15 protein-coding genes are annotated in these 21,056 nt (G+C 65.8%); 8 read left to right on the top strand and 7 right to left on the bottom strand.

All coding sequences use genetic code 11. From position 1 onward, the window contains the following. Nucleotides 1-67 precede the first annotated feature (67 nt). From J1M87_RS11470 to J1M87_RS11460, 3 genes are all read left to right on the top strand, one after another. Nucleotides 68-1,171 carry a glycosyltransferase gene (locus J1M87_RS11470; protein WP_206489700.1) on the top strand — a complete coding sequence of 368 codons (1,104 nt, stop codon included), beginning with the start codon at nt 68-70 and terminating at the stop codon, nt 1,169-1,171. A 21-nt stretch (nt 1,172-1,192) separates the two neighbouring features. Further along, complete coding sequence (locus J1M87_RS11465; protein WP_206489699.1) at nt 1,193-1,831, top strand: DUF1707 domain-containing protein; 639 nt, start codon at nt 1,193-1,195, stop codon at nt 1,829-1,831. Between the two features lie 82 nt (nt 1,832-1,913). Then, nucleotides 1,914-3,800 carry a DUF2339 domain-containing protein gene (locus J1M87_RS11460; RefSeq protein ID WP_206489698.1) on the top strand — a complete coding sequence of 629 codons (1,887 nt, stop codon included), beginning with the start codon at nt 1,914-1,916 and terminating at the stop codon, nt 3,798-3,800. Nucleotides 3,801-3,821: 21 nt separating this feature from the next. On the opposite strand, the gene J1M87_RS11455 is transcribed toward J1M87_RS11460, so the two are convergent. The 4 genes from J1M87_RS11455 to trmB form a co-directional block, all read right to left on the bottom strand. Further along, complete coding sequence (locus tag J1M87_RS11455; protein WP_206489697.1) at nt 3,822-5,975, bottom strand: MMPL family transporter; 2,154 nt, start codon at nt 5,973-5,975, stop codon at nt 3,822-3,824. A 152-nt stretch (nt 5,976-6,127) separates the two neighbouring features. Further along, a complete protein-coding gene (locus J1M87_RS11450) occupies nt 6,128-9,322 on the bottom strand; it encodes an MMPL family transporter (protein WP_206489696.1) in 3,195 nt (1,064 codons plus the stop codon). Further along, complete coding sequence (locus J1M87_RS11445) at nt 9,323-10,027, bottom strand: NYN domain-containing protein (protein ID WP_206489695.1); 705 nt, start codon at nt 10,025-10,027, stop codon at nt 9,323-9,325. It abuts the gene before it with no gap. Then, nucleotides 10,024-10,800: a tRNA (guanosine(46)-N7)-methyltransferase TrmB gene (gene trmB, locus J1M87_RS11440; protein ID WP_374222381.1), complete on the bottom strand. Its 777-nt coding sequence runs from the start codon at nt 10,798-10,800 to the stop codon at nt 10,024-10,026. The genes J1M87_RS11445 and trmB overlap by 4 nt, the downstream gene beginning before the upstream one ends. Before the next feature lie 187 nt (nt 10,801-10,987). Between trmB and J1M87_RS11435 the strand changes: the two genes are divergently transcribed. The 4 genes from J1M87_RS11435 to J1M87_RS11420 all read left to right on the top strand — a co-directional run bounded on the left by J1M87_RS11435 (nt 10,988) and on the right by J1M87_RS11420 (nt 16,165). Further along, nucleotides 10,988-12,133 (top strand): hypothetical protein, encoded by a 1,146-nt coding sequence (locus tag J1M87_RS11435; RefSeq protein ID WP_206489693.1) that lies wholly within the window; start codon nt 10,988-10,990, stop codon nt 12,131-12,133. Between the two features lie 17 nt (nt 12,134-12,150). Beyond that, complete coding sequence (locus J1M87_RS11430) at nt 12,151-13,611, top strand: hypothetical protein (protein WP_206489692.1); 1,461 nt, start codon at nt 12,151-12,153, stop codon at nt 13,609-13,611. Nucleotides 13,612-13,721: 110 nt separating this feature from the next. Beyond that, nucleotides 13,722-14,027 (top strand): DUF6802 family protein, encoded by a 306-nt coding sequence (locus J1M87_RS11425; RefSeq protein WP_206489691.1) that lies wholly within the window; start codon nt 13,722-13,724, stop codon nt 14,025-14,027. A gap of 308 nt (nt 14,028-14,335) precedes the next feature. Continuing rightward, the gene (locus J1M87_RS11420; protein WP_206489690.1) at nt 14,336-16,165 is read left to right on the top strand and encodes a phosphoenolpyruvate carboxykinase (GTP); all 1,830 of its coding nucleotides are present in this window, start codon (nt 14,336-14,338) and stop codon (nt 16,163-16,165) included. Between the two features lie 63 nt (nt 16,166-16,228). On the opposite strand, the gene J1M87_RS11415 is transcribed toward J1M87_RS11420, so the two are convergent. Together J1M87_RS11415 and J1M87_RS11410 are read right to left on the bottom strand one after the other, a co-directional pair. After that, entirely contained in the window at nt 16,229-17,107 is an 879-nt protein-coding gene (locus J1M87_RS11415; protein ID WP_206489689.1) for an ROK family protein, read from the bottom strand. 114 nt (nt 17,108-17,221) lie between these two features. Beyond that, a complete protein-coding gene (locus J1M87_RS11410; protein ID WP_206489749.1) occupies nt 17,222-18,016 on the bottom strand; it encodes a class I SAM-dependent methyltransferase in 795 nt (264 codons plus the stop codon). A gap of 93 nt (nt 18,017-18,109) precedes the next feature. On the opposite strand from J1M87_RS11410, the gene J1M87_RS11405 reads away from it, so the two are divergent. Continuing rightward, nucleotides 18,110-19,336, top strand: coding sequence for a glycosyltransferase family 4 protein (locus J1M87_RS11405; protein WP_206489748.1), 1,227 nt, complete (start codon nt 18,110-18,112; stop codon nt 19,334-19,336). On the opposite strand, the gene J1M87_RS11400 is transcribed toward J1M87_RS11405, so the two are convergent. Beyond that, a complete protein-coding gene (locus J1M87_RS11400; RefSeq protein WP_206489688.1) occupies nt 19,271-21,043 on the bottom strand; it encodes a hypothetical protein in 1,773 nt (590 codons plus the stop codon). The two genes, J1M87_RS11405 and J1M87_RS11400, sit on opposite strands and share 66 nt — an antisense overlap. Nucleotides 21,044-21,056: the final 13 nt, after the last annotated feature.

The raw sequence follows: 21,056 nt of genomic DNA, 5'->3' as shown, positions 1-21,056 counted from the left end.
CGCGAGGGTTCGGTCACTGTCCATCGGCGCGCCGCCGGATGGATCCTCTGGTGAGAAGACTGAGCGAGTGCGCATCGTGCAACTCGCCAACTTCTACGGGCCACGCTCCGGTGGGCTGCGGACGGCAGTCGACCAGCTCGGGGCGGGTTACGTGGCCGGTGGTCACGAGGTGACGTTGATCGTGCCGGGAGCGCAGTGGCGTGAAGAACTGTTGCCTTCGGGAGTGGTCCGCATCGAAGTACCCGCACCGCAGATTCCGTGCACCGGCGGCTATCGGGTGGCCGATCCGCGCCGGGTGTCTTCGGTGGCGTCCGGACTGCGGCCGGACGTGATCGAGGTGTCGGATCGACTCACGCTGCGTGGCATGGGTCGCTGGGCCGCCCGCCGGGACATCCGCAGCGTGATGATCTCTCACGAGCGCCTCGATCGACTGTTCGCGCAGACGATGCCGATGCGCTGTGCCCGACCCGTCGCCGATCTGGCGAACCGGCGCACCGCCGAGCAATACGACGCCGTCGTGTGCACCACGCAGTTCGCTCAGCAGGAGTTCGAGCGCATCGGTGTTCGCAACGTGCACCGGGTGCCTCTCGGGGTGGATCTGGACCTGTTCCATCCGCGGCGCAGACACGTCGAGAAGCGCTCGGCACTGGCGGAACGGCTACTGGTGCACTGCGGCCGACTGTCGGTGGAAAAGCACGTCGAGAGAAGTATCGATTCGCTTGCTGCGCTGCGTAACTCAGGAGTTTCCGCGCGATTGATCATCGCCGGCGACGGACCTCGCCGGGCAGGTCTGCAGCGACGCGCCCGCGGCCTACCCGTCGATTTCCTCGGATTCGTCTCCGGCCGATCGACGGTCGCGGAGTTGCTGGCCTCGGCCGACATCGCGCTCGCACCCGGACCGCACGAAACCTTTGGGCTCGCCGCGCTGGAGTCACTGGCAGTGGGCACCCCCGTCGTCGTCTCCGAGACCTCGGCGCTGGCACAGATCGTCACCCCACACTGCGGAGGATCCTCGAAGAACACCGCGGACGGGTTCGCCGCCGAGATCGCGCGCGTACTCGAACTCCCTGCCGACGGCCGTCGCATCGCCGCCAGGTTGCGTGCCGAACAGTTCGGTTGGCCCGCTTCGGTGTCTGGAATGCTCTCGGTTCTCGGTGGTCGCGCAGCCTGAGATCTTCGCTACCCTGGATGCATGGAGGCCAGGGATCTGCGAGTGTCCGATGCCGAACGCGAGCACGTCGGCCAGCTGCTGCAACGCGCGGTGGGACAGGGCATGCTCTCGCTCGGCGAGTTCACCGAGCGCATGGACACCGCCTTGGCGTCGAAAACTCGTGGTGAGCTGAATTCGGTACTGGCGGACCTGCCCGGGATGCAGATCGCCGAGCAGCATCGCCCGTCGGTGAAGCCGGTTGCCGAACCGCCCCCGCGCCGCGTCGTCCAGGAGCACTGGGGCCACGGCGGCGGATCCTCGGACACGCTGCGCGGCACCATGTCCACCATCGCCCGCAAGGGGAAGTGGAACGTGCCACCGAGCTTGCGCCTGTCCACCCGCATGTCCACGGTGACGCTCGATTTCACCCAAGCCGTGATGTCCACCCAGGTGGTCGAAATACACGTCGACGACTACTGCAGCACCGTCACGCTGATCGTGCCGACCGAAGCGACCGTCGACCTCAACGCTGTCGACACCGTTGCGGGCAGCGCTACCAACAAGGTTCGCACCGGCCCACCCTATGGTCCGCTTCACCTCGTCGTCTCGGGCAAGGTTCGCCTGGGCTCGGTGACCGCGAAGCATCCCTTCGGTAGCTCGCTGCGCAGGATGTTCGGCTAGCGCCCGGCCTGCGTCGATTACTCGAGCGAACCGAGTAGCACTACTCACGCTATTCGAGGCCGACCGCCGCAGAATCTTTCGCATGACTTCTTCCCAGAACGCCGGGCTTGATCCGCAACTCGTCGCGCGCCTGTCCAGTCGCTTCGATTCACTGGGCGACCACATGCGTCAGGTCGCCGTGGATCTGCAGACCCTGCAGTCGCAACTCGGTGCTGCCCGCCAATTTCCTGTTCCCCAAGCTCCTGTTCCCCTCGCGCAGTCCTATGCAGCGCCTTTCGTGCCGCAGCAGCCCCCTCCGCAGAACTACGGTCAGCCGATCCACCGGACCATGGGTCAGCCCGCCGGCCGGCCGGCCGATCGCACTCAGCCGGCCGCGCCAACGCCGCGTGGGCCGGTAGTTGCGCCGCGTCCGCCCGCTCCGCCCAGGGAGCCCTGGTGGCAGCGGGACGGTGTCATCAGCCGCCTGCTCGCCGTCGCCGGTGCAGGCGTCACCCTCGTCGGTGTCGTGATGCTGTTGGTGCTCGCGGCGCAGGCGGGGTGGTTCGGCCCGCCGCTGCGCGTCGCGGCCGGCGCCGTGTTCTCGCTCGCACTGATCGCCGCAGGCGTTCGGGTGTCCGGACGCTCCGGAGGACGCGTCGGCGGAATCGCCCTCGCCGCCACCGGAATCGCCGGCCTCTACCTCGACGTTCTCGCGACGTCGGTGCTGTACGGCTGGCTCGATCCGGTCATCGGTCTGCTCGTCGCATTCGGAATCGCAGCTGCGGGAACGGCCCTGGCGGTGCAGTGGACATCGCAGCCGATGGCCGTGTTGATCCTGGCCGGTGTCGCCGTGTGTGGCCCGGTGCTGACCGACGGGCTCACCCTGACTTTGATCGCGTTCTTCACGGCCACCTATCTCGCCGGCTTCCCCGCCCAGCTCGGACGGAATTGGCAACTCCTGCAGATCGTTCGCACCCTTCCCCTCGTCGGTACGGTACTGGCGGCCGTCGCCAGTGCCGATGTGAGCGGAACGACCGGCGACTACTGGCTGCTGTCGGCCATCGTCTCGGTGGCCGTCCTCGGCATCGGAACCTCCCTGGAATTGCTGCGCCGCAACACCTCCGATGTGGTAGCGACCGTGATGATCGCCCTCGCGTCACTGCCGGTCCTGCTCTGCGTGGACGTCTTCGATCGAGCCGTCGTCGTCGCCGTTCAACTGGTCCTCGCTGCGGGCGCTCTGGCGATCGTCGTGCTGGTCGGTTGGCTCCCCGGACACGCCCGCGTCACCGTCGCGGTGATCGGCGCGTTGGCCACCCTGCAGGCTGCCGTCGAATCGACGACCGTCGAGATCCGCCCGGTCGTAGTGTTCGCCGTCGCCCTGGCGCTGCTCGCCGTTGCGCACAGCACCCGTTCGACGTTGGCGTACTCGATCGGCAGCGGATTCGGCGTGATCGCCGCGTTGATGTTCGTCTCGATCTGCCCTCCGCGTACCCTGCTGGACTCCGACCATGCCGTCGGAAGCGCGGGGATCATCGTCGGCGGAATCCTGCTTGCAGCAACGGCCTTCGCGTTCGCCTACGTCCTGGCCGCACTGAAATTGCTCGACGACGGAAGGCAGACCCTGGCTGTCGTCTCCGGTGTTCTCGCGCTGTACGGGCTGACGGCGGCCACGGTGACCCTCGGTATCGGAATCGGCGGGGAAACAACCGGATTCACGGCCGGCCACACCGCGGCGACCATCGAGTGGATGATCGCGGCCTTCGCGCTGCTGGCCTTCGGGCTGCGCAGCGTCACCCACGCCCACGTGGCGCTACTGGCCGGGCTGTCCTTGACCGCAGCGGCGATCGCGAAACTCTTCTTGTTCGATCTGGTCGCCCTGGACGGACTGTTCCGCGTCATCGCCTTCATCGCCGTAGGACTGTTGCTGCTGATCGCCGGTACCCGGTACGCCAAGGTGTTCGCGGATCGCGAGAGTGCAGCTACATCCTGACTCCCGCGATGGGGCGGAGAATCAGACCTCGTCGGGAGCAGTCTCGCCGAGTCCGAGCTTCTTCTGCATTCGTTTCATTGCGGCCGGTGCCCACCAGCTGGCGTCGCCGAGCAGTTTCATCGTGGCAGGTACGAGGAACATGCGGATGACGGTGGCGTCGATGATGAGTGCGGCGATCATGCCGTAGGCGATGTACTTCATCATCACCAGATCGGAGAACGCGAATGCTCCGGTGACGACGATGAGGATCAAGGCTGCGGCGGTGATGATGCGTCCGGTGTGCGAGGTGCCGATATGGATGGCTGCACTTGTACTGGAACCGTTTTCGCGAGCCTCGACCATTCGAGACAGGAGGAACACCTCGTAGTCCGTGGACAGGCCGAACACGATAGCGGCGATCAGCAGAAGAATCATCGCCATGATCGGCCCCGGGGTGAAGTTCATCCACGCAGCTCCGTGCCCGTCGATGAAGATCCACGTCAGGATGCCCATGGTGGCCCCGAGGCCGAGCGTCGTCATGAGCACTGCCTTGATCGGCAGCACCAGAGACCCGAATGTCAGGAACATCAGGACAGTCACGATGAGGACGACCAGTACGGCCATCAGAGGTAGCCGGTCGACCAGGGCATCGATCGAATCCCGTTCGATCGCAGGCGTTCCGGTCACCTGCATTGTGGTGCCGTCGGGGGTGTTGATGCTGCGCAGATACTCGATGGCGGGCGCACCGTCGTTTCGGTCGATCAGCCCGGCCTTGAAGACGATGATGCCGTCTTTGCTGGCACCGACCGGAGTGAACGGCTCGATCAGGCCGGGTGCGTTGTTCGCCTGCGTGGTGATGGCCCCGAGTGTGGGGCCTTGCGCGTTCTGGATGACCAGTTTGATGGGTTCGGTGCGTTGCCCGGGGAACAACTCGTCGAATTGCTCCTGCGCCACTCGAGTCGGATTGTCCGGCGGCAGATACGTTTCGTTGATTCCGCCGAACGCGAGGTTGCCGATGGGCAGCGTCAGGGCCAGCAGTCCGAGAACGATGGTGACGACCACCTTGATGGGGTTGCGCATCACCCAGTTCGTGAGCTTGCCCCACCTACCGTTCTCGATCTCCTCCGAGGACTTGGTCTTGCGCATGAACTTCAGACCGAGCGCGTCGACACGAGGGCCGAGAATCGACAGGATGGCGGGCAGGATGGTGATCGCGTTCAGCGCGGCAAGAGCAACTGTCGCAATCGAACCCAGGGCAACGGACCGCAAGAACCCGTGCGGAAACAGCAGCAGGCCCCCGAGGCACGCAACGATCATCGTCGCCGAGAACACCACCGTGCGGCCCGCGGTCATGACTGTTCGACGGATCGCATCGGGAGTCGAACGGCCGTCGCCCAGTTCCTCTCGGAAACGCGAGACGATGAACAGGCCGTAGTCGATCGCCAAGCCGAGACCCACCAGGGACACCACCGGTGCGACGAAGGTGTTGACCTCGGTGACGTGGGTGAAGAGCTTGACGATGCCGTTGGCCCCGATCACCGTCAGAGCGCCGACGACGAGTGGCAGCGCGGCAGCGACCACCCCGCCGAAAACGAAGAACAGCAGTACCGCCACGGCTGGGATGGCGAGGACCTCCATGCGATGGATGTCATCGGTCATCGTCGACTGGAGTGCGGCAGCGACCGCCTGTTGGCCGGCGACCTGCACGTCGACACCATCGATGTAGAAGTCGTTCTGGACTGCCTGAAAATTGTTGGTCAGCTCGGTGTCGTCGTTGCCGACGATCGCGATGCTCGCGATGGCATGCTGCTTGTCGGCGGTGCCGAGCACGGGGAGCGCAGGGGCCTGGTCTGTCCGGAAGTAGCTACCGTTGATCTTCGCGATGCGATCCGGGTGGTCGGCGACCAGGGAATCGAGATTCTGGACAATCGCTGCGTCGAAAGCCGGATCGTCGATGGTCGAGCCCTCGGGGGCGGTGTAGAGGACGATGACATCGCCCTGGGTGTCGCGGCCGAACGTCTCGTCGATGAGATTACTGGCGGCGGCCGACTGCGACGTCGGGTCGTCGAAGCCGCTCTGACTCAGGTGGTCTGGGAGGTCCCAGCCGTAGGCGGCCAGAATTGCTGATCCCGCCACCATGACCCCGAGAACGGAGTATCGGAGGCGGTGGACGACATTTCCCCATCGAACGAACACGTGTGTAGAACTCCCCCTCGGTACACGCGACGATCCGCCTCGTGAGTGAACCCGACCCTTGAAGCGGGAGTGTAGCCTGCGAAACGATCCTCCCGGGGGCGGGAGCACTGCTCGGGGAGCTGTCTGGAGAAGACAGCCGGTTCATCCGATCGTCAGCGTGAACGATTGCGCTCGCGGGCGATCAGTTCGCTGACGCTGACCACCTGTCCGTTCTCGCCGCCGCGATGACGACCGCTGTCTCCGCCTTCGGTGGACGGTGCTGCCCGTCGGCCCGAGGGCTTGGGTGACTCGCTCGGCGTGGGTTCGGTGTGGCCGCTTCCGTTGTGCTCGGACCCGTTCTGCTCGGTGTCGGTGCGTCCGGAGCCATTGGTGCTGTTGCGCCCGGAGCCATTTGTGCTGTTGCGCTCGGAGCCATTGGTGCCGTTGCGGCCGGATGCATTGGTGCTGTTGCGCCCGGATGCATTGCTGACGTAGCCGTTCCGAGGGGAACCGTTCTGTGACGAACCGTTATCGGCACGCCCGTTGTGGCCCGCGTCCTCGGAAGCGGAACCGTTGTAGCCCGATTCGTTCTGGCCCGTGCCCTCGGCTGTGGAACCGTTGTGGGACCCATTCCGGCCTGCGCCTGCGCCTGTGCTCGTCGAACTCGGCCGACTCGACGGCGGAGATGCACTGGGTGCACGCAGGTCGGCGAGCCAACTCTCGATCGATCGTGAGTCGGGTTCCTCGGCTCGTGGTGCCCGCCCGACACGGCTTCGACTGGGCGGCGCGACCGGTGGTCGGGGAGCACTCGATGGGCGCGGGGGCCGAGCCGACGGGGGAGCGGCGTCCGAATCGGCCGGGGACGCAGGACGAACAACATCGGCAGCCTGGGTCGGCTCCGGTTCGACGGTTGGACGCGGCGGCACCGGCCGGCTCGGGGCCGGCTCGGGAGCGCGTCGAGGCGCAGGGGCGGCCTGAGTTGCGCGAGTCGGTTCGTCCTCGGGTGGTGTTGCCGGCCGCCCCGTCACGGTGCGCCGGGACTCTTCCTTCGCCGCGTGAGTCGCCCTGATGGGGCCTGAACCATGCGGTGCGACAACGGGAATGGGCTCGGTGAGTGGTTCGCTGCGGCGCGGTGCCGGACGGATGGGCGGTGCGACTTTGGTGGACGGCGCGCCCCCGGCCAGGGCGAGTTCGGGAACGTCGGCGATCGGGAGGAGTTCGTCCTCGAGAATTGTCTCGCCGAGTCCGAGCTTGCGCTGAATGCGCTTCATCCACTGCGGGGCCCACCAGCAGTCGTCGCCGAGCAGCTTCATCGTGGCAGGCACGAGGAACATGCGGATCAGGGTGGCGTCGATGATGAGTGCGGCGATCATGCCGTAGGCGATGTACTTCATCATCACCAGATCGGAGAACGCGAATGCTCCGGTGACGACGATGAGGATCAAGGCTGCGGCGGTGATGATGCGTCCGGTGTGCGAGGTGCCGATCCGGATGGCTTCGCTTGTGCTGGCACCCTTTTCGCGTGCCTCCACCATTCTGGAGAGTAGGAATACCTCGTAGTCGGTGGACAGTCCGAACACGATGGAGATGATCAGCACCAAGACCGGGGCCATGATCGGTCCGGGGGTGAAGTTCATCAGCCCCGCGCCGTTTCCGTCGATGAATATCCACGTCAGAATTCCCATGGTGGCCCCGAGGCCGAGGACGGTCATGAGCACCGCCTTGATCGGCAGCACCAACGATCCGAACGTCAAGAACATCAGCAGCGTCACGATGAACACCACCAGCACGGCCATCAGTGGCAGTTTGTCGATGAGCGCACTGATGGAGTCCTGCTCGATGGCAGGGGTGCCGCCCACGAGAACCGTCGCCCCGTCCGGGACGTCGATGCTGCGCAGGTAGTCGATCGCCGGCTTCGAGTCGTTGCGATCGACCAGGCCGGCTTTGAACACGATGACGCCGTCTTTGCTGGCGCCGACGGGTGTGAACTTCTCGACCAGGCCCGGAGCGTTGTCGGCTTGGTTCGTGATCTGGGCCAGGTTGGCGCCCTGCGCGTTGCTGATCACCAGTTTGATGGGCTCGGTGCGCTGGCCTGGGAAGAGGGAATCGAACTCGCCCTGCGCGACGCGGGTGACGTTGTCCGGAGGCAGGTAGGTCTCGTTGATGCCGCCGAATTTGATGTTGCCGACGGGCAGCGTCAGGAGCACCAGACCGAGCACGATGGGCACGGTGACCTTGACGGGGTTGCGCATCACCCAGCGGGTGAGTCGGCCCCACATGCCGTTCTCGATTTCCTCGCTCGACTTGGTCTTGCGCATGAACTTCAGGCCGAGCGCATCGACGCGCGGGCCGAGGATGGCGAGGATCGCGGGCAGAATCGTGATGGCGGTCAGTGCCGCGAGTGCGACGGTGGCGATGGAGCCGTAGGCCACCGACTTGAGGAAGCCCTGCGGGAACAGCAGCAGGCCGCCGAGGGACGCGACGATCATCGTTGCGGAGAACACGACCGTGCGACCGGCCGTCATGACGGTGCGGCGGACGGCCTGTCGCGTCGTATAGCCGTCGCCGAGTTCTTCTCGGAATCTCGACACGATGAACAATCCGTAGTCGATAGCGAGGCCGAGGCCGACGAGCGAGACCACGGGCGCGACGAACGAGTTGACCTCGGTGAAGTTGGTGAACACCTTCACGATGCCGTTGGCTCCGACGACCGTCAGGCCGCCGATGATCAACGGCAGCGCGGCAGCGACGACGCCACCGAAGATGAAGAACAGCAGCACCGCGACGGCAGGGATGGCGAGCAATTCCATCCGGTGGATGTCGCCTGCCATCGTCGACTGCAGCGCGCCTGCCACGGCCTGTAGGCCGGTCACCTGCACATTGACGCCATCGATGTAGAACGCGTCCTTGACGGCCTGGAAGTTGTTCGTCAGTTCGGTGTCGTTGTCGCCTTTGATGGCGATGCTGGCAATTGCATGTTGCTTGTCGGAGGTACCGAGAACAGGGAGGCTGGGCGCGACCGCCGTCTTGAAGTAGCTGGCGTTGACTTTGTCGATCTGATCGGGATGGTCGGCCGTGAGCGAATCGAGGTTGGCGATGATCTTGGACTGGAACGTCGGATCGTCGATGGTCGAGCCCTCGGGCGCGGTGTAGAGGACGATGACGTCACCCTGCTTGTCGCGGCCGAACGTCGTATCTGCCAGACGGGCAGCCTGAGCCGATTCCGACGTGGGATCGTCCCAGCCGCTCTGACTGAGATGGCTGTTGAGATCGAGACCGTAGGCAGCGAAGCCCAACAGTGCAGCCACCATGACACCGATGACGGTGTACCGCAGGCGGTAGACGATGTCTCCCCATCTGGCGAACACTTAAGAAACTCCTTGGCGCCCGACGAGCAGGGCGGACAGCGGTCGGAAGGGCTGCAGCCACGCGCCCTCGTCGGGGAGCGAATCGAGACTCATCCGAGGCAGTGGTTCACGGAAGACCCCCGGAATGTCCTCCAGATCGAGGAACTCCAGAATGTCGGACGTGACAGCCCAGCTTGCGTGCTCCCGAAAGCCCAGTACCTGCACGGGCACTCCGGTCGCTGCGATGGCCTCCAAGGGGCCCTTGAACGCTTGACCGTCGGCCGACGCGACCATGACCCCGGCGAGGCCGCCGTCACGGTTGCGGAAGTCGATATGGTCGAGCATGTCTTCGTCGACATCGCTGTCTTCGTCGACCTTGGGCTTGGCGAACACCGCGAACCCCACGTTACGCAATGCTTCGACCCAGGGCCGGACGACATCGGCGCTGCCGGGAGCGATGTTGGTGAATACCGTCGCCTCGGGCTCGAGGGTCATGGTGCTCGAGGCGGAGAGTTCGGCGGTGCGGCTGAGCAGCCATCGGCCCAGCGCATCGAACCGGGGGCGGTAGGCGGCCGTTGGTCTACCGCCCAGAATCGCGCCGAGTCCCATGTCCAGGTTGGGGGCATCCCAGACCAGCAGGACTCGCTTGGTGTGGCGCGAGTCACCGATCGCACCGAGCTCGGAGGGGTCGATCACGGTGTCGGGCATGTCGGTACTGACGCTCATGATGTCTTCTTTCCCCAGATCAATTCCGTCACCGAGCTACCGATCTGCTGCGCCTTGCCCTCGAACTTGGTCACCGGCCGCTCGTGCGTCATGGGTGATTCCCAATCGAGAACGGTCAAACCGGGCTCGGCGTTCCCGGCCTCGGCAATCCACTCAGCGTATTCGGAGTGATCGGTGGCCACGTGCAGAACGCCACCCGGTTTCAGCCGATCCGCGATCATCGCGAACGTCGGCCCCTGAAGCAGGCGACGTTTGTGGTGGCGAGCCTTGGGCCAGGGATCGGGAAAGAAGACCCGAACGCCGGTCAACGACTCCGTGCAGAGCATGTTCTCCAGTACATCCATCGCGTCACCGCGTAACAGTCGGATGTTCTCGATGCCTTCTCGCTCTATCTGTTGCAGCGTCTGTGCCAGACCCGGGCGGTACACCTCGACCGCCATGAGGTTGACGTGCGGCTCGGCCGCAGCCATTGCGGTCGTGGCGGTGCCGGTGCCGGATCCGATCTCGAGGATCGCCGGGCCGCTGCGGCCGAACCAGGAGTCGATGTCGATCTGCTCGTCGGCGACATCGCGGCCGATTCGCGGCCACAGGTTGTCCCAGGTGCTCTGCTGAGCCTCGGTCAGTGCTCCGCGCCGAGAGCGAAAGCTCGTCACTCGTGGGTACAGCCGAGAGCCCCGTTCGTGGGTCTGCACGGCGTCGTCCTCGGTGTCGACAGAGGTGTCCTGGGGCTCGTTCACCGGTCCATTGTCGCGCATCCACGGAGTGTGTGACAGGTGGGTCTCGAGTTGAAGTTGAGACTTGCGTTCCCGGCGCTGATCAGGGGCCGAACGCCGACTACGAATTACAACGCTGCAATTCTCACGAACCGGCTTCACAGCGTCCCGATGTGTCAGAATCGGTGCCGCAGCAGGGGGCTGTGCGCCGGGTACGGGTGGACGGCGGGTCGTTCTGGGGGGATCGATGACGAACGTCGCCGAGACGAGTCTGAACCGTCTACGTGACCGCACCGCAGCGGGCCCGAGCGAAACCGACGGATCGACGTCGGACGCAGCGGCCCGGGAGGCGATCGCTACCGCCGTGCACCGCCGACTCCGGCCACTCCTCGTCCGGGTCGCAGGCCGACCGGGAGTGGGGAAGTCCGCCGTCCGCGCCGTGCTCGAGTCGGCCGATCTGGACGCCGACGGGCTCGACGTCCAGATACACGAGAGCAACGAAGCGGATAACGGTGCAACAGCGCGGAGCACCGAGAGTGCAGACGTAGACAGATCGGTTGGCGATGTACTGGTGTACGTCTTCGCCGGCGCGATCTCACCGGACGACAGCGCCGCTCTGACATCTCCGTCACGTGGCGCGCACAACGGAACTGTCGTGGTGTTGACCAAAGCCGACACCCTCGACGACCCGGCAGCGGCCGCCGCGGCCGCATCGGAACAGCTCGGTCTGGCCGTCCTTCCGGTGATGGGGACGATGGCCGCGGGACTTCGCGGCTCGGGGAGCTCCGGTACGCCACTCGTCATGGACGACGTACGGACCGTTGCCGCCGCCGATCTCGGGCCTGCCGACCTGCTGACGGTCGAACGGTTTCAGGCCGCCGATATCGCGCTGTCGGGCCGCCGCCGGGAAGATCTTGTCGACTGCATCGAGCTGCGTGGCCTTGCCCTGCTCGTCAGTGCACTGCGCCGGCCGATTCCCGTACCTTCTGGTCGTTCCGCAGGCTCCACTCCCGTACCTTCCGACGACGATCTCGTGCAGATACTGGTCGAAGCGTCAGGTCTGGATGCCCTGGTCGAGGCGGTCTCGGCGGCTGTATCGACAGCTGCGGCCAACCGTGACGCGGATCTGCACCGAAGCTTGCGGCAGATCGCGGCTGGGCATCGGCACGTCCGCGGCGCCGTCGAGTCGTATCTGGCCTCGGACGAGGCGGTGGCCGCTGAGATGCGCTGCGCAGCTCTGCATCTCGGGGTCCCGATCGAGACCGGTTCGGAGTGGGAGACGGTGCAACAAGCGGCCCTGTGGAAGCAGCGCGCAGCGACCGCGAAGGACTCGGACGTGCGTCGATCGGCACTGGCGCTGTGCCGAGGCCACGTCCGATTGCTGGGTCGATGATCGCGCTGTCGGAGGACATGAAAAGCGTTCTACGACGGTGGAATTCGGACGCGCTCGACGCCATCGGAGCAGCTCGGCACAGTCGGCCCAACGGTGTCTTCCTCACGGGCACGGCCGGATCGGGCAAGTCGGAACTACGCGCCGAGCTGACCGGGCTCACCGGTCTCGCATTCGCGGACTCGGTGGCCGAGGCCGCCGTCGTCGTGATCGTCGTCGACGCGTCGGCACCGATCGGACGCATCGAGCTGGAGCAGTGGCGAGTGGCCCTCGAATCGACGCCGACGGTGTTCGTGGTGAACAAGATAGACGTGCATCGACACTGGCGGGATGTGGTGGCCGCCGACAGCGACCTCGTGGCCGAGTGCGTGCCGCGGGCGGTGGAGTGCTCGTTTCATCCGATCTCGGCTCGGTTGGCTCGGATGGGGCGGGACAGCGGCGACGCGGTGATGTCGGGCCAATCGGGTCTGGAGGAGTTAGCGGACCGACTCGGTGCACTGCTGGTGCAGGCTCCAACGCTCGGGGCACAGCGCAAATACGCAGCGGCAGTACTGCACAGCGCAGCCGAAGCACGGGCGTCGATCGTGGCCAAGGCACGGACGGTGACCGGGGGAAGTGACGCTACCCCTCTCCGAGCGCGTCGCGCAGCACTTCTGGCCGAACGGCAGAGCCTCGGCGGCGATCGACGTGCACTGCTGCACAATCGAATTCAGCGAGTTCGGGTGGATTCCGTCCACGCCGCTGCCGAGGATCTACGGGGGCTCGGCATCGAGTTCAGGCAGACAATCGATACGGCCCGCCGCGCTGAACTCGAGCACTTACCCGCCCATATCGCCGAGTCCGCGCGCGACGCACAAGGGCGAGCCGACGCCGCGTTGACGGCCGGATTGCGAGCAGTGGAGACCGAGCTGGGACTCGACAATCGGCCGGTGCAGCCGGAAGCGACGGACGAGCCGATCGATGTCGTCGCTCCATCGCGGCGTCGCGGGATCGAGGACGCCATCATGATCGTGGTCGGTGCCTCCGCCGGGGTGGGGATCGGGCGGTTGGTTCTCTCCCCGATGGCACTGGTGCCGGCGTGGGCGGTGGCAAACACCGCGATCACCCTCGTGCTCGGCGGTGTGCTGGCCTGGTGGTTGACGCGTTCGCGGGCACTGGTGGCCGACAGGGCGCACTTGCGGGGCTGGACGCAGGAATGCCTGGCCGGAGTGAAGTCTGCAGTGGAGCAGCGGTTGCTCTCCCGCATTCTCGACGCGGAGTCGGTGCTTGCGATCGCCCTCGCGGCGGCGGACCGGGAGGCGGCGGCCAGTATCGACCTCGCGCTCGCGGAGGTGGACGCCGAACTGAGAGCGCTCGCCGACCGTCGATCGGCATTGCTGTCGGCGTGCGATCGCGACCTGTCTGCGCTCGAGCGGGGGATGGAGCGATTCCGCGGGCCCGACAGCGCCGTCGTACCCCGCGAATCCGCCCAGGAGATGTAGGCGGCCACGGAACCGTTCGAGCAGCCGGTGCGTCGAATTCGGTAGAGCGCGGTGTCAGTAGAGCTCAATCTGAGTAGACCGCAGAGTCGGTACAGCGAGGTGAGGCGTCGATGAACGTGGTGGATGGCTTCGGGCCCGGTGATCTTTCCCCGGGCGACATGGCGGATCACGATCTCGGCAGCGGGGTTGAGCAGGCGGTCTCGGCAGACCTGTTCGATCTCGATGGCGACGGTCACTACGAGACCACCGTGCGGACGACCGACGCCGGAATCACGGTGGCGACCGATGTCGACGGAGACGGTGTGACAGACACGTTCACCGCCTTCGGACGTGATGGGCAATACCGAACTTGGGAAATATTTCGAGAAGCGAACGGTATCGGCCGGGGCGAAATGACCGAATCCGGCGAGCTGTAGGACGATTGCCGCCTCCGATATCGCCGCTGGTAGAGGCCTTCTTGCGCCGATCTTTCCCTATCTGAATCGGTCCTGTGACTAATCGGACAACACCCTGTTTCTGGATTTACGTCGCTCAGCGTTAACCTGGTGAACAGGACATCCGGCGCTCGGCCCTAGGCTTGCCGTACCCAGTAAGATGGTGTATTGCAGCACGAACGGTCGAGCAGCGCCCCGCCGAGAGGGGAAAATCGAGATCTGCTCGCGCATGCTTGCCAACAGCAGTCGTGCGAGTTCGTCCCGGTTCCGGCTAACCCCAGGAGAGTTAGATGACCTCAGCGACCATTCCCGGTTTGAGCGGCACCGACAACGTGCCGACTCGACACAAAGAACTGCTTGCCTGGGTTGCTCAGGTAGCCGAACTGACCGAACCGGACGCAGTGGTGTTCGCTGACGGGTCCGACGCCGAATGGGAGCGCCTGACCGGCAAGCTGGTCGAGGCAGGCACCTTCACTCGTCTCAACGACGAGAAGAAGCCCAACTCGTTCCTCGGCAACTCCGATCCCTCGGATGTCGCCCGCGTGGAGTCGCGCACGTACATCTGCTCCAAAGAGGAAATCGACGCCGGTCCCACCAACAACTGGATGGATCCCGCCGAGATGCGGACGTTGATGTCCGATCTCTACCGCGGTTGCATGCGTGGACGGACCATGTACGTCGTTCCGTTCTGCATGGGCCCGCTCGATGCGGCCGACCCGAAGCTGGGCGTCGAGCTCACCGACTCCGAGTACGTCGTCGTCTCGATGCGCGTGATGACCCGCATGGGTCAGGCAGCGCTCGACAAGATCGGCGAGGACGGCTTCTACGTCAAGGCGCTGCACTCGCTCGGCGCACCGCTCGCCGAGGGTCAGGCCGACGTGCCGTGGCCGTGCAACGACACCAAATACATCACGCATTTCCCCGAGGACCGCGAGATCTGGAGCTTCGGTTCCGGTTACGGCGGCAACGCACTGCTGGGCAAGAAGTGCTACTCGCTGCGTATCGCCTCGGCGATGGCGCACGACGAGGGCTGGCTCGCCGAGCACATGCTGATCCTCAAGCTGATCTCGCCCGAGGACAAGGCGTACTACATCGCGGCGGCGTTCCCGTCCGCGTGCGGCAAGACCAACCTCGCGATGATTCAGCCGACCATCCCGGGCTGGCGTGCCGAGACCATCGGTGACGACATCGCGTGGATGCGTTTCGGTGAGGACGGTCGTCTCTACGCCGTCAACCCGGAGTTCGGTTTCTTCGGCGTCGCGCCCGGCACCAACTGGGATTCCAACCCGAACGCGATGAAGACCATCGATCAGGGCAACTCGGTGTTCACCAACGTCGGTATGACCGACGACGGCGACGTGTGGTGGGAAGGCCTCGAGGGCAAGCCCGATCACCTGATCGACTGGAAGGGCAACGACTGGACGCCCGAGTCCGGGACCGATGCAGCACATCCGAACTCGCGCTACTGCGTGCCGATGGCTCAGTGCCCGTCGATGGCACCCGAGTGGGACGACCCGCAGGGTGTGCCGATCTCGGCGATCCTGTTCGGAGGACGTCGCAAGACCACCGTTCCGCTGGTGACCGAGGCCCGCGACTGGCAGCACGGAGTGTTCATGGGAGCCACCGTCGGCTCCGAGCAGACCGCCGCTGCCGAGGGCACCGTCGGTACTGTTCGACGCGATCCGATGGCGATGCTGCCGTTCCTCGGCTACAACGTGGGCGATTACTTCCAGCACTGGATCGACCTCGGTAAGAACGCCGACGACTCGAAGCTGCCGAAGGTGTTCTACGTCAACTGGTTCCGTCGCGGCGAGGACAAGCGCTTCCTGTGGCCCGGATTCGGTGAGAACTCGCGCGTGCTCAAGTGGATCGTCGAGCGCATCGAGCACAAGGCCGCGGGCGTCGAGACCCCGATCGGTGTGGTCCCCACGGCCGAGGCTCTGGACATCGACGGTCTCGACACCACCGTCGACGACGTGGCCGAGGCACTCGCGGTGAACACCGAGGAGTGGAAGGCCGAGATCCCGCTGATCCAGGAGTGGTTCGACTTCGTCGGCGAGAAACTGCCCACCGGAATTCAGGACGAATTCGACGCCCTCAAGCAGCGTCTGGGCGCGTAGTATTCAGCACACGGAACGGGGCTCACCGAGGGGTGGGCCCCGTTCTGGCTGTACGGGTACCTGTCAGCCGGTGAGGGCAGCCGCGCCGTACACGGTTCCGAGCCCACCCAAGGCGGCCGGTACCACCTGTAGGCCGTCGAGGAACTTCAGGCGAGCGTGCAGCCCAATCGACTCCCGAATCGGATCCCACAGCGGCGGGCCTGCCTGAGCGAACCCACCGCCGATCACCACCATGCGCACATCGACCAGGGCGACGGCCGACGCGATCGCCTGACCCAGTGCCACTCCAGCGCGCTGCAACGACGTGATCGCGACCGGCTCTCCGGCGGTGGCGGCTGCAGCGAGTTCGGTTCCGGTGCTGCCGGTCCAACCCTGCTCGCGCGCCCATCGCACCGCAGACGGCCCGCTCGACACGGTTTCGACGCATCCGATGCCACCGCACGCGCAGGCCGTCGTCGATCCTGGAACGACGATGTGACCGATGTGGCCCGCATTGCCGCTGGCACCTCCGACGATCTGGCCGCCGAGCACCAATCCGCCGCCGATGCCGGTCGAGACGACCAGGCTCAACACGTCCGGCACCCCCACGGCTGCCCCGAACCGGTGTTCGCCCAGAGCGGCTGCGCTGCCGTCCATCGCCAGGCGGACGTCGACGTCGGGAAAGATCTCAGCGATGCGGCCCGCCAGCGCGAAGCCGTTCTTCCACTCCGCGATGTTGATCGGCGCGACCGATCCGGTGTCCAGACTCACCGGACCGGAGCAGGCGACACCGATGCGGTCGATGTGCTGTCCGGGAGCGATCTTTCGAAGCAACGACGCGCAGGCCGACCACACTCCGGACGCGGGCGTCGGCACCGTGACCGGCTTCTCCGGACGCCCGTCGCGGCCGACGAGTGCCGCTGTCATCTTGGAGCCGCCGATGTCGAGAGCCAGTGCCGTCATGGGTCCAGACTAGGCGGGAGTGGAGCCTGCGGAACGACCCTTCTTTAGTCGGGAGTGGAGCCTGCGGAATGACCCTTCGCTAGGCGGGAGTGGAGCCTGCGGAATGACCCTTCTTTAGGCGGGAGTGGAGCCTGCGGAATGACCCTTCGAAGGGGGGTTCGGTGTCAGTACGAGGACGAGGTTGCTGCCGAAAAACTCTCGGAGCAACGGAACACGCATCATCCACCATGCCCATCGCGGGTGGTATCGCGGGAATGCGGCCAGTAGTGTCGCATTGGGAGTGCTTCTCGCCCAACGTAATCCGTCTGCAGCGCTGATGTCGAACAATGATTCGCCGAATCGGTTCTTCGGTTCGTGGCCGGTGGTGCGGGTGTAGCGGCGGGCGGCGTATTCGCCGCCGAGATAGTGCCAGGGCCTGGTCTCGTGGCCACCGAAGGGACCGAACCAGATCGTGTAGGACAGCACGGTCAACCCGCCGGGCTTGGTGACACGCAGCATTTCCTCGGCCATCGTCCACGGCTCACGTACGTGCTCGGCGACATTCGAGGAGAAACAGATGTCGACGCTGTCGCTGCGAAACGGCAGTGCCATTCCGGACCCTCGTACCGATCCGGGTATCTGCAGTCCGGCTGCGTGCATCTCCGACGCATCGGGTTCGACGGGAAGGTAGCGCTCGCAGCTCTCCCCGAAGACCTCGGCGAAGTATCCCGGGCCGCCGCCCACGTCGAGTACCGTTGCCGCGGACATGTCGGTGCCGGTCAGGCCTCGGTACAGGTCGCCGATCAGTTCCACGGAATCGCGGGCCAGGGCTCCGTAGAAGATGTCCGGTGCACTCTGCTCGTGGCCGAAGTCCTTCAACAGACTCACCGAGCGGCGCAGTGTCGCGCGGGAGGCGAACAGGCGTGTCACGGCGGAAGTCACGAAAACGAACCCTAGCGGTTAGTGTGGCAGCGGTGATCGACGGCGGTCGAGACGAGCATGGGGAAATGGGTGAAGCAAGCTGTGCGCGAGGTTCTGTTGCTGTGCTGGCGCGATACCGGGCACCCGCAGGGCGGCGGCAGTGAGCGTTATCTCGAGCAGGTGGGCGCGGGTCTGGCTCGACGCGGCGTCCGCGTCACCCTCAGAACGGCGTCGTACCCCGGTGCTCCTGCCGAGGAGATCGTCAACGGGATTCGGATCAGTCGCGGTGGTGGGCGGCTGTCGGTGTACCCCCGAGCGCTTGCCGCGATCGCTGCCGGGCGGCTCGGAATCGGACCGCTCAAAGGCATTGCTCCCGATGCGGTGATCGATACCCAGAACGGAATCCCCTTCTTCTCACGCGTCGCGTTCGGCGTGCCGGTCACGCTGCTGGTGCACCATTGCCACCGTGAGCAGTGGCCTGTGGCCGGCCCCCTGATGGCCAAGCTGGGCTGGTGGTTGGAATCGACGGTGTCTCCGCGAGTGCACCGTCGCAACCAGTATCTGACGGTGTCGTTGCCGTCCGCAGACGAACTGATCGCCCTCGGCGTGGACCGCGAGCGCATCGCTGTGGTGCGAAACGGTGCAGACGAGATCCCGTTGTCGGTGCGAGAGGGCGACGAGAGCACCCGCACCGCGCATCCTTCGCTCAGCGTGCTGTCCAGGCTGGTTCCGCACAAGCAGATCGAGGACGCACTCGATATCGTGGCGGCGCTACGCGGACGGATTCCCGATATCCACCTCGACGTCATCGGCGGCGGCTGGTGGGAGCAGAACCTGCGCGACTACGTGAGCGAGCTGGGCATCGAGCACTACGTCACCTTTCACGGGCACGTCGAGGAGGCGCGCAAACACGAGCTGCTCGGTCGGAGCTGGGTGCACGTCCTGCCCTCACGCAAGGAGGGCTGGGGCCTCGCGGTGGTCGAAGCGGCCCAGCACGGGGTGCCGACAGTGGGCTACCGAAGCTCCAAGGGTCTGACCGATTCGATCATCGACGGGGTCACCGGCGTTCTGGTGGGCGGACAGTCCGTAGAGGACAGAGACGTCGCCGGGCTGACAACGGCGGTCTCGGAACTGCTGCTCGATGCCGAAGCACGAACTCGGCTGGGAGAGAAGGCGCGAGTGCGCGCAGGGGAGTTCTCCTGGGAGCAGTGCGCCCAGGGTGTGTACTACGTGCTCGACGCCACGACGCGGGGCAATTGGTCGTCAGGGCTGGTCGGATCGGCCGGCGTTGTGCCGCAATCCGATTCGGCGCATGACTCCTACCGCTAGACCGCCGAGAAGCAGCAGTGCCCAGGCCAGGTGGGCCACCACGACGGCTGCGGTGGGACGGTGCTGGGCGATCAGCGGATCCGGCACCCGGTAGAGCGTGAGCTGTGCGTCGGAATAGGCAATATCGAGTGGTTTCAGTGTCTGCTCGGATTCGCCGAGTTCGCCGTGGGTCGTGTTCTCCACCAGCACCCAGCCGACGCCCAGTTCAGCGAGTGCGTCGGCAGATTCGCCTGCAAGCAAAGCGTTCTGGACGTCGGTGGCGCGTGCCCCCTCGCCGCGTACCGTTCCGCCTGCCACGATGAGTTCGCCGGTCTGCAGCACGTCCAGTGGCAGCATGCGCGGGGCTGGATCGAGGACCGGAGCATCGCCGCTGTACGGGAAGCGGCGAAACATACCGGCCGGAAGTACCGCAACATCACCTGTGCTGCCCTCCAATTCGGCCGCGACGGCGCGCCACGAGGGTGGATACGTCACGGGTCTGACGGAATTGCCGACGCCCCAGGCGAGGTCCGGCAACGCAATCAACAGAGCCAGCACCGTGACCGTCCCCGGTAGCCATGCGGTGCGAAATCGGGTGCACTGGGCCGCGCTGGGCGCGGCCGGCTGCACCCGATTTCGCCGTCGGCCCCGACACATCTGCCCGATTCCGGCTGCAGCGGCGAGAACGTAGAAGGGCATGGCCAACGCGACCCACTTCTGGGAATCGCGGAGCAAACCGGCTCCGGGCACGATGTCACCCATCGCTCGGGCCACGGCCAGCCCCGGTCCCGTCGCCGCGAGCGCCGGGATCACGACGGCGCAGAGCGCAACAACGCCGAGCCCCACGATCACCGGATTTCGTCGACGCCTGATCAGCGGCCATACGCCGAACGCGACCGGCGTCAGCAGCAGGACCGTACCAACGAGAGCGAAAATTCCTGTCCGAGAGCCGGGTACGGCCTCGGAGTTCCAGATGCCGCCGAGGCCGGCCAGGCTGCCGAGGGTACCCAGCCCCGGCTCCGCTCGTGCTGCAAAAGCCGCCCAGCCGGCCGGATCCGTCTGGTCGACGCCACCGCCCGACACAGCCGTCGCCACCAGCCACGGCGACGACGCCACCGCCGCGATGCCGAGGGTGACGACCACGCGCAGGCCGCGTCGGGAACCCCCGGGGGTGGCTAGCACGACGAGCGCGATGACTGCGGCCAGCAGTGCTCCGGTGGGGGTGAGGCCGGCGGCGGCGAGACAGACTGAGAGCGCCCACCACGAACGACCTTGCCTGACCGCGAGTGCGGCCACCACGGTCCACGGTAGGGCGGCGTATCCGACGAGCAGGCTCCAATGTCCCTGTAGCAGTCGCTCGGCCACATACGGGTTCCACACGGCGACGGTCGACGCGACGAGCAGTGCAGGTAGCGAGACTGCCGGAAGCACCGTTCGTACCATGACGGCCGCGCCCCATCCGGCCAGCCACAACGCCAGCAGCAGGATGGTCTTGACCACCAGGCCCCCGTCGAACACCGTCGTCAGGGCCGCTATCGCCGCATCCTGCGGGACTGCGCGGGCGGCAGCATCTGCAATGCCCCAGGCGGAGTCGGTGAAGTAGGAACGGGGTGTGCTGACGGCGTCGCGCAGCAGCAGATAGCCGGGGCCCAGCAACGGGCCGAGAACGACCGCGGAGAGCAGCAGGCTGTAGACGGGCGGCGTCCACCTCGACCTCGACCACGCCATGATCGGCACCCTA

The sequence above is a fragment of the Rhodococcus sp. KRD162 genome (assembly GCF_017168335.1).
Lineage (GTDB): Bacteria > Actinomycetota > Actinomycetes > Mycobacteriales > Mycobacteriaceae > Rhodococcoides.
The sequence above is the reverse complement of the archived record's forward strand: the minus strand, read 5'-3'. Positions and strand labels throughout refer to the sequence as shown.

What these genes read in the sequence shown, in the direction of transcription:
- J1M87_RS11465 (WP_206489699.1), top strand. Translation starts at nt 1,193, where the DNA reads ATGGAGGCCAGGGATCTGCGAGTGTCCGATGCCGAACGCGAGCACGTC.
- J1M87_RS11460 (WP_206489698.1), top strand. Translation starts at nt 1,914, where the DNA reads ATGACTTCTTCCCAGAACGCCGGGCTTGATCCGCAACTCGTCGCGCGC.
- J1M87_RS11445 (WP_206489695.1), bottom strand. Translation starts at nt 10,027, where the DNA reads ATGAGCGTCAGTACCGACATGCCCGACACCGTGATCGACCCCTCCGAG.
- J1M87_RS11435 (WP_206489693.1), top strand. Translation starts at nt 10,988, where the DNA reads ATGACGAACGTCGCCGAGACGAGTCTGAACCGTCTACGTGACCGCACC.
- J1M87_RS11430 (WP_206489692.1), top strand. Translation starts at nt 12,151, where the DNA reads ATGAAAAGCGTTCTACGACGGTGGAATTCGGACGCGCTCGACGCCATC.
- J1M87_RS11425 (WP_206489691.1), top strand. Translation starts at nt 13,722, where the DNA reads ATGAACGTGGTGGATGGCTTCGGGCCCGGTGATCTTTCCCCGGGCGAC.
- J1M87_RS11420 (WP_206489690.1), top strand. Translation starts at nt 14,336, where the DNA reads ATGACCTCAGCGACCATTCCCGGTTTGAGCGGCACCGACAACGTGCCG.
- J1M87_RS11415 (WP_206489689.1), bottom strand. Translation starts at nt 17,107, where the DNA reads ATGACGGCACTGGCTCTCGACATCGGCGGCTCCAAGATGACAGCGGCA.
- J1M87_RS11400 (WP_206489688.1), bottom strand. Translation starts at nt 21,043, where the DNA reads ATGGCGTGGTCGAGGTCGAGGTGGACGCCGCCCGTCTACAGCCTGCTG.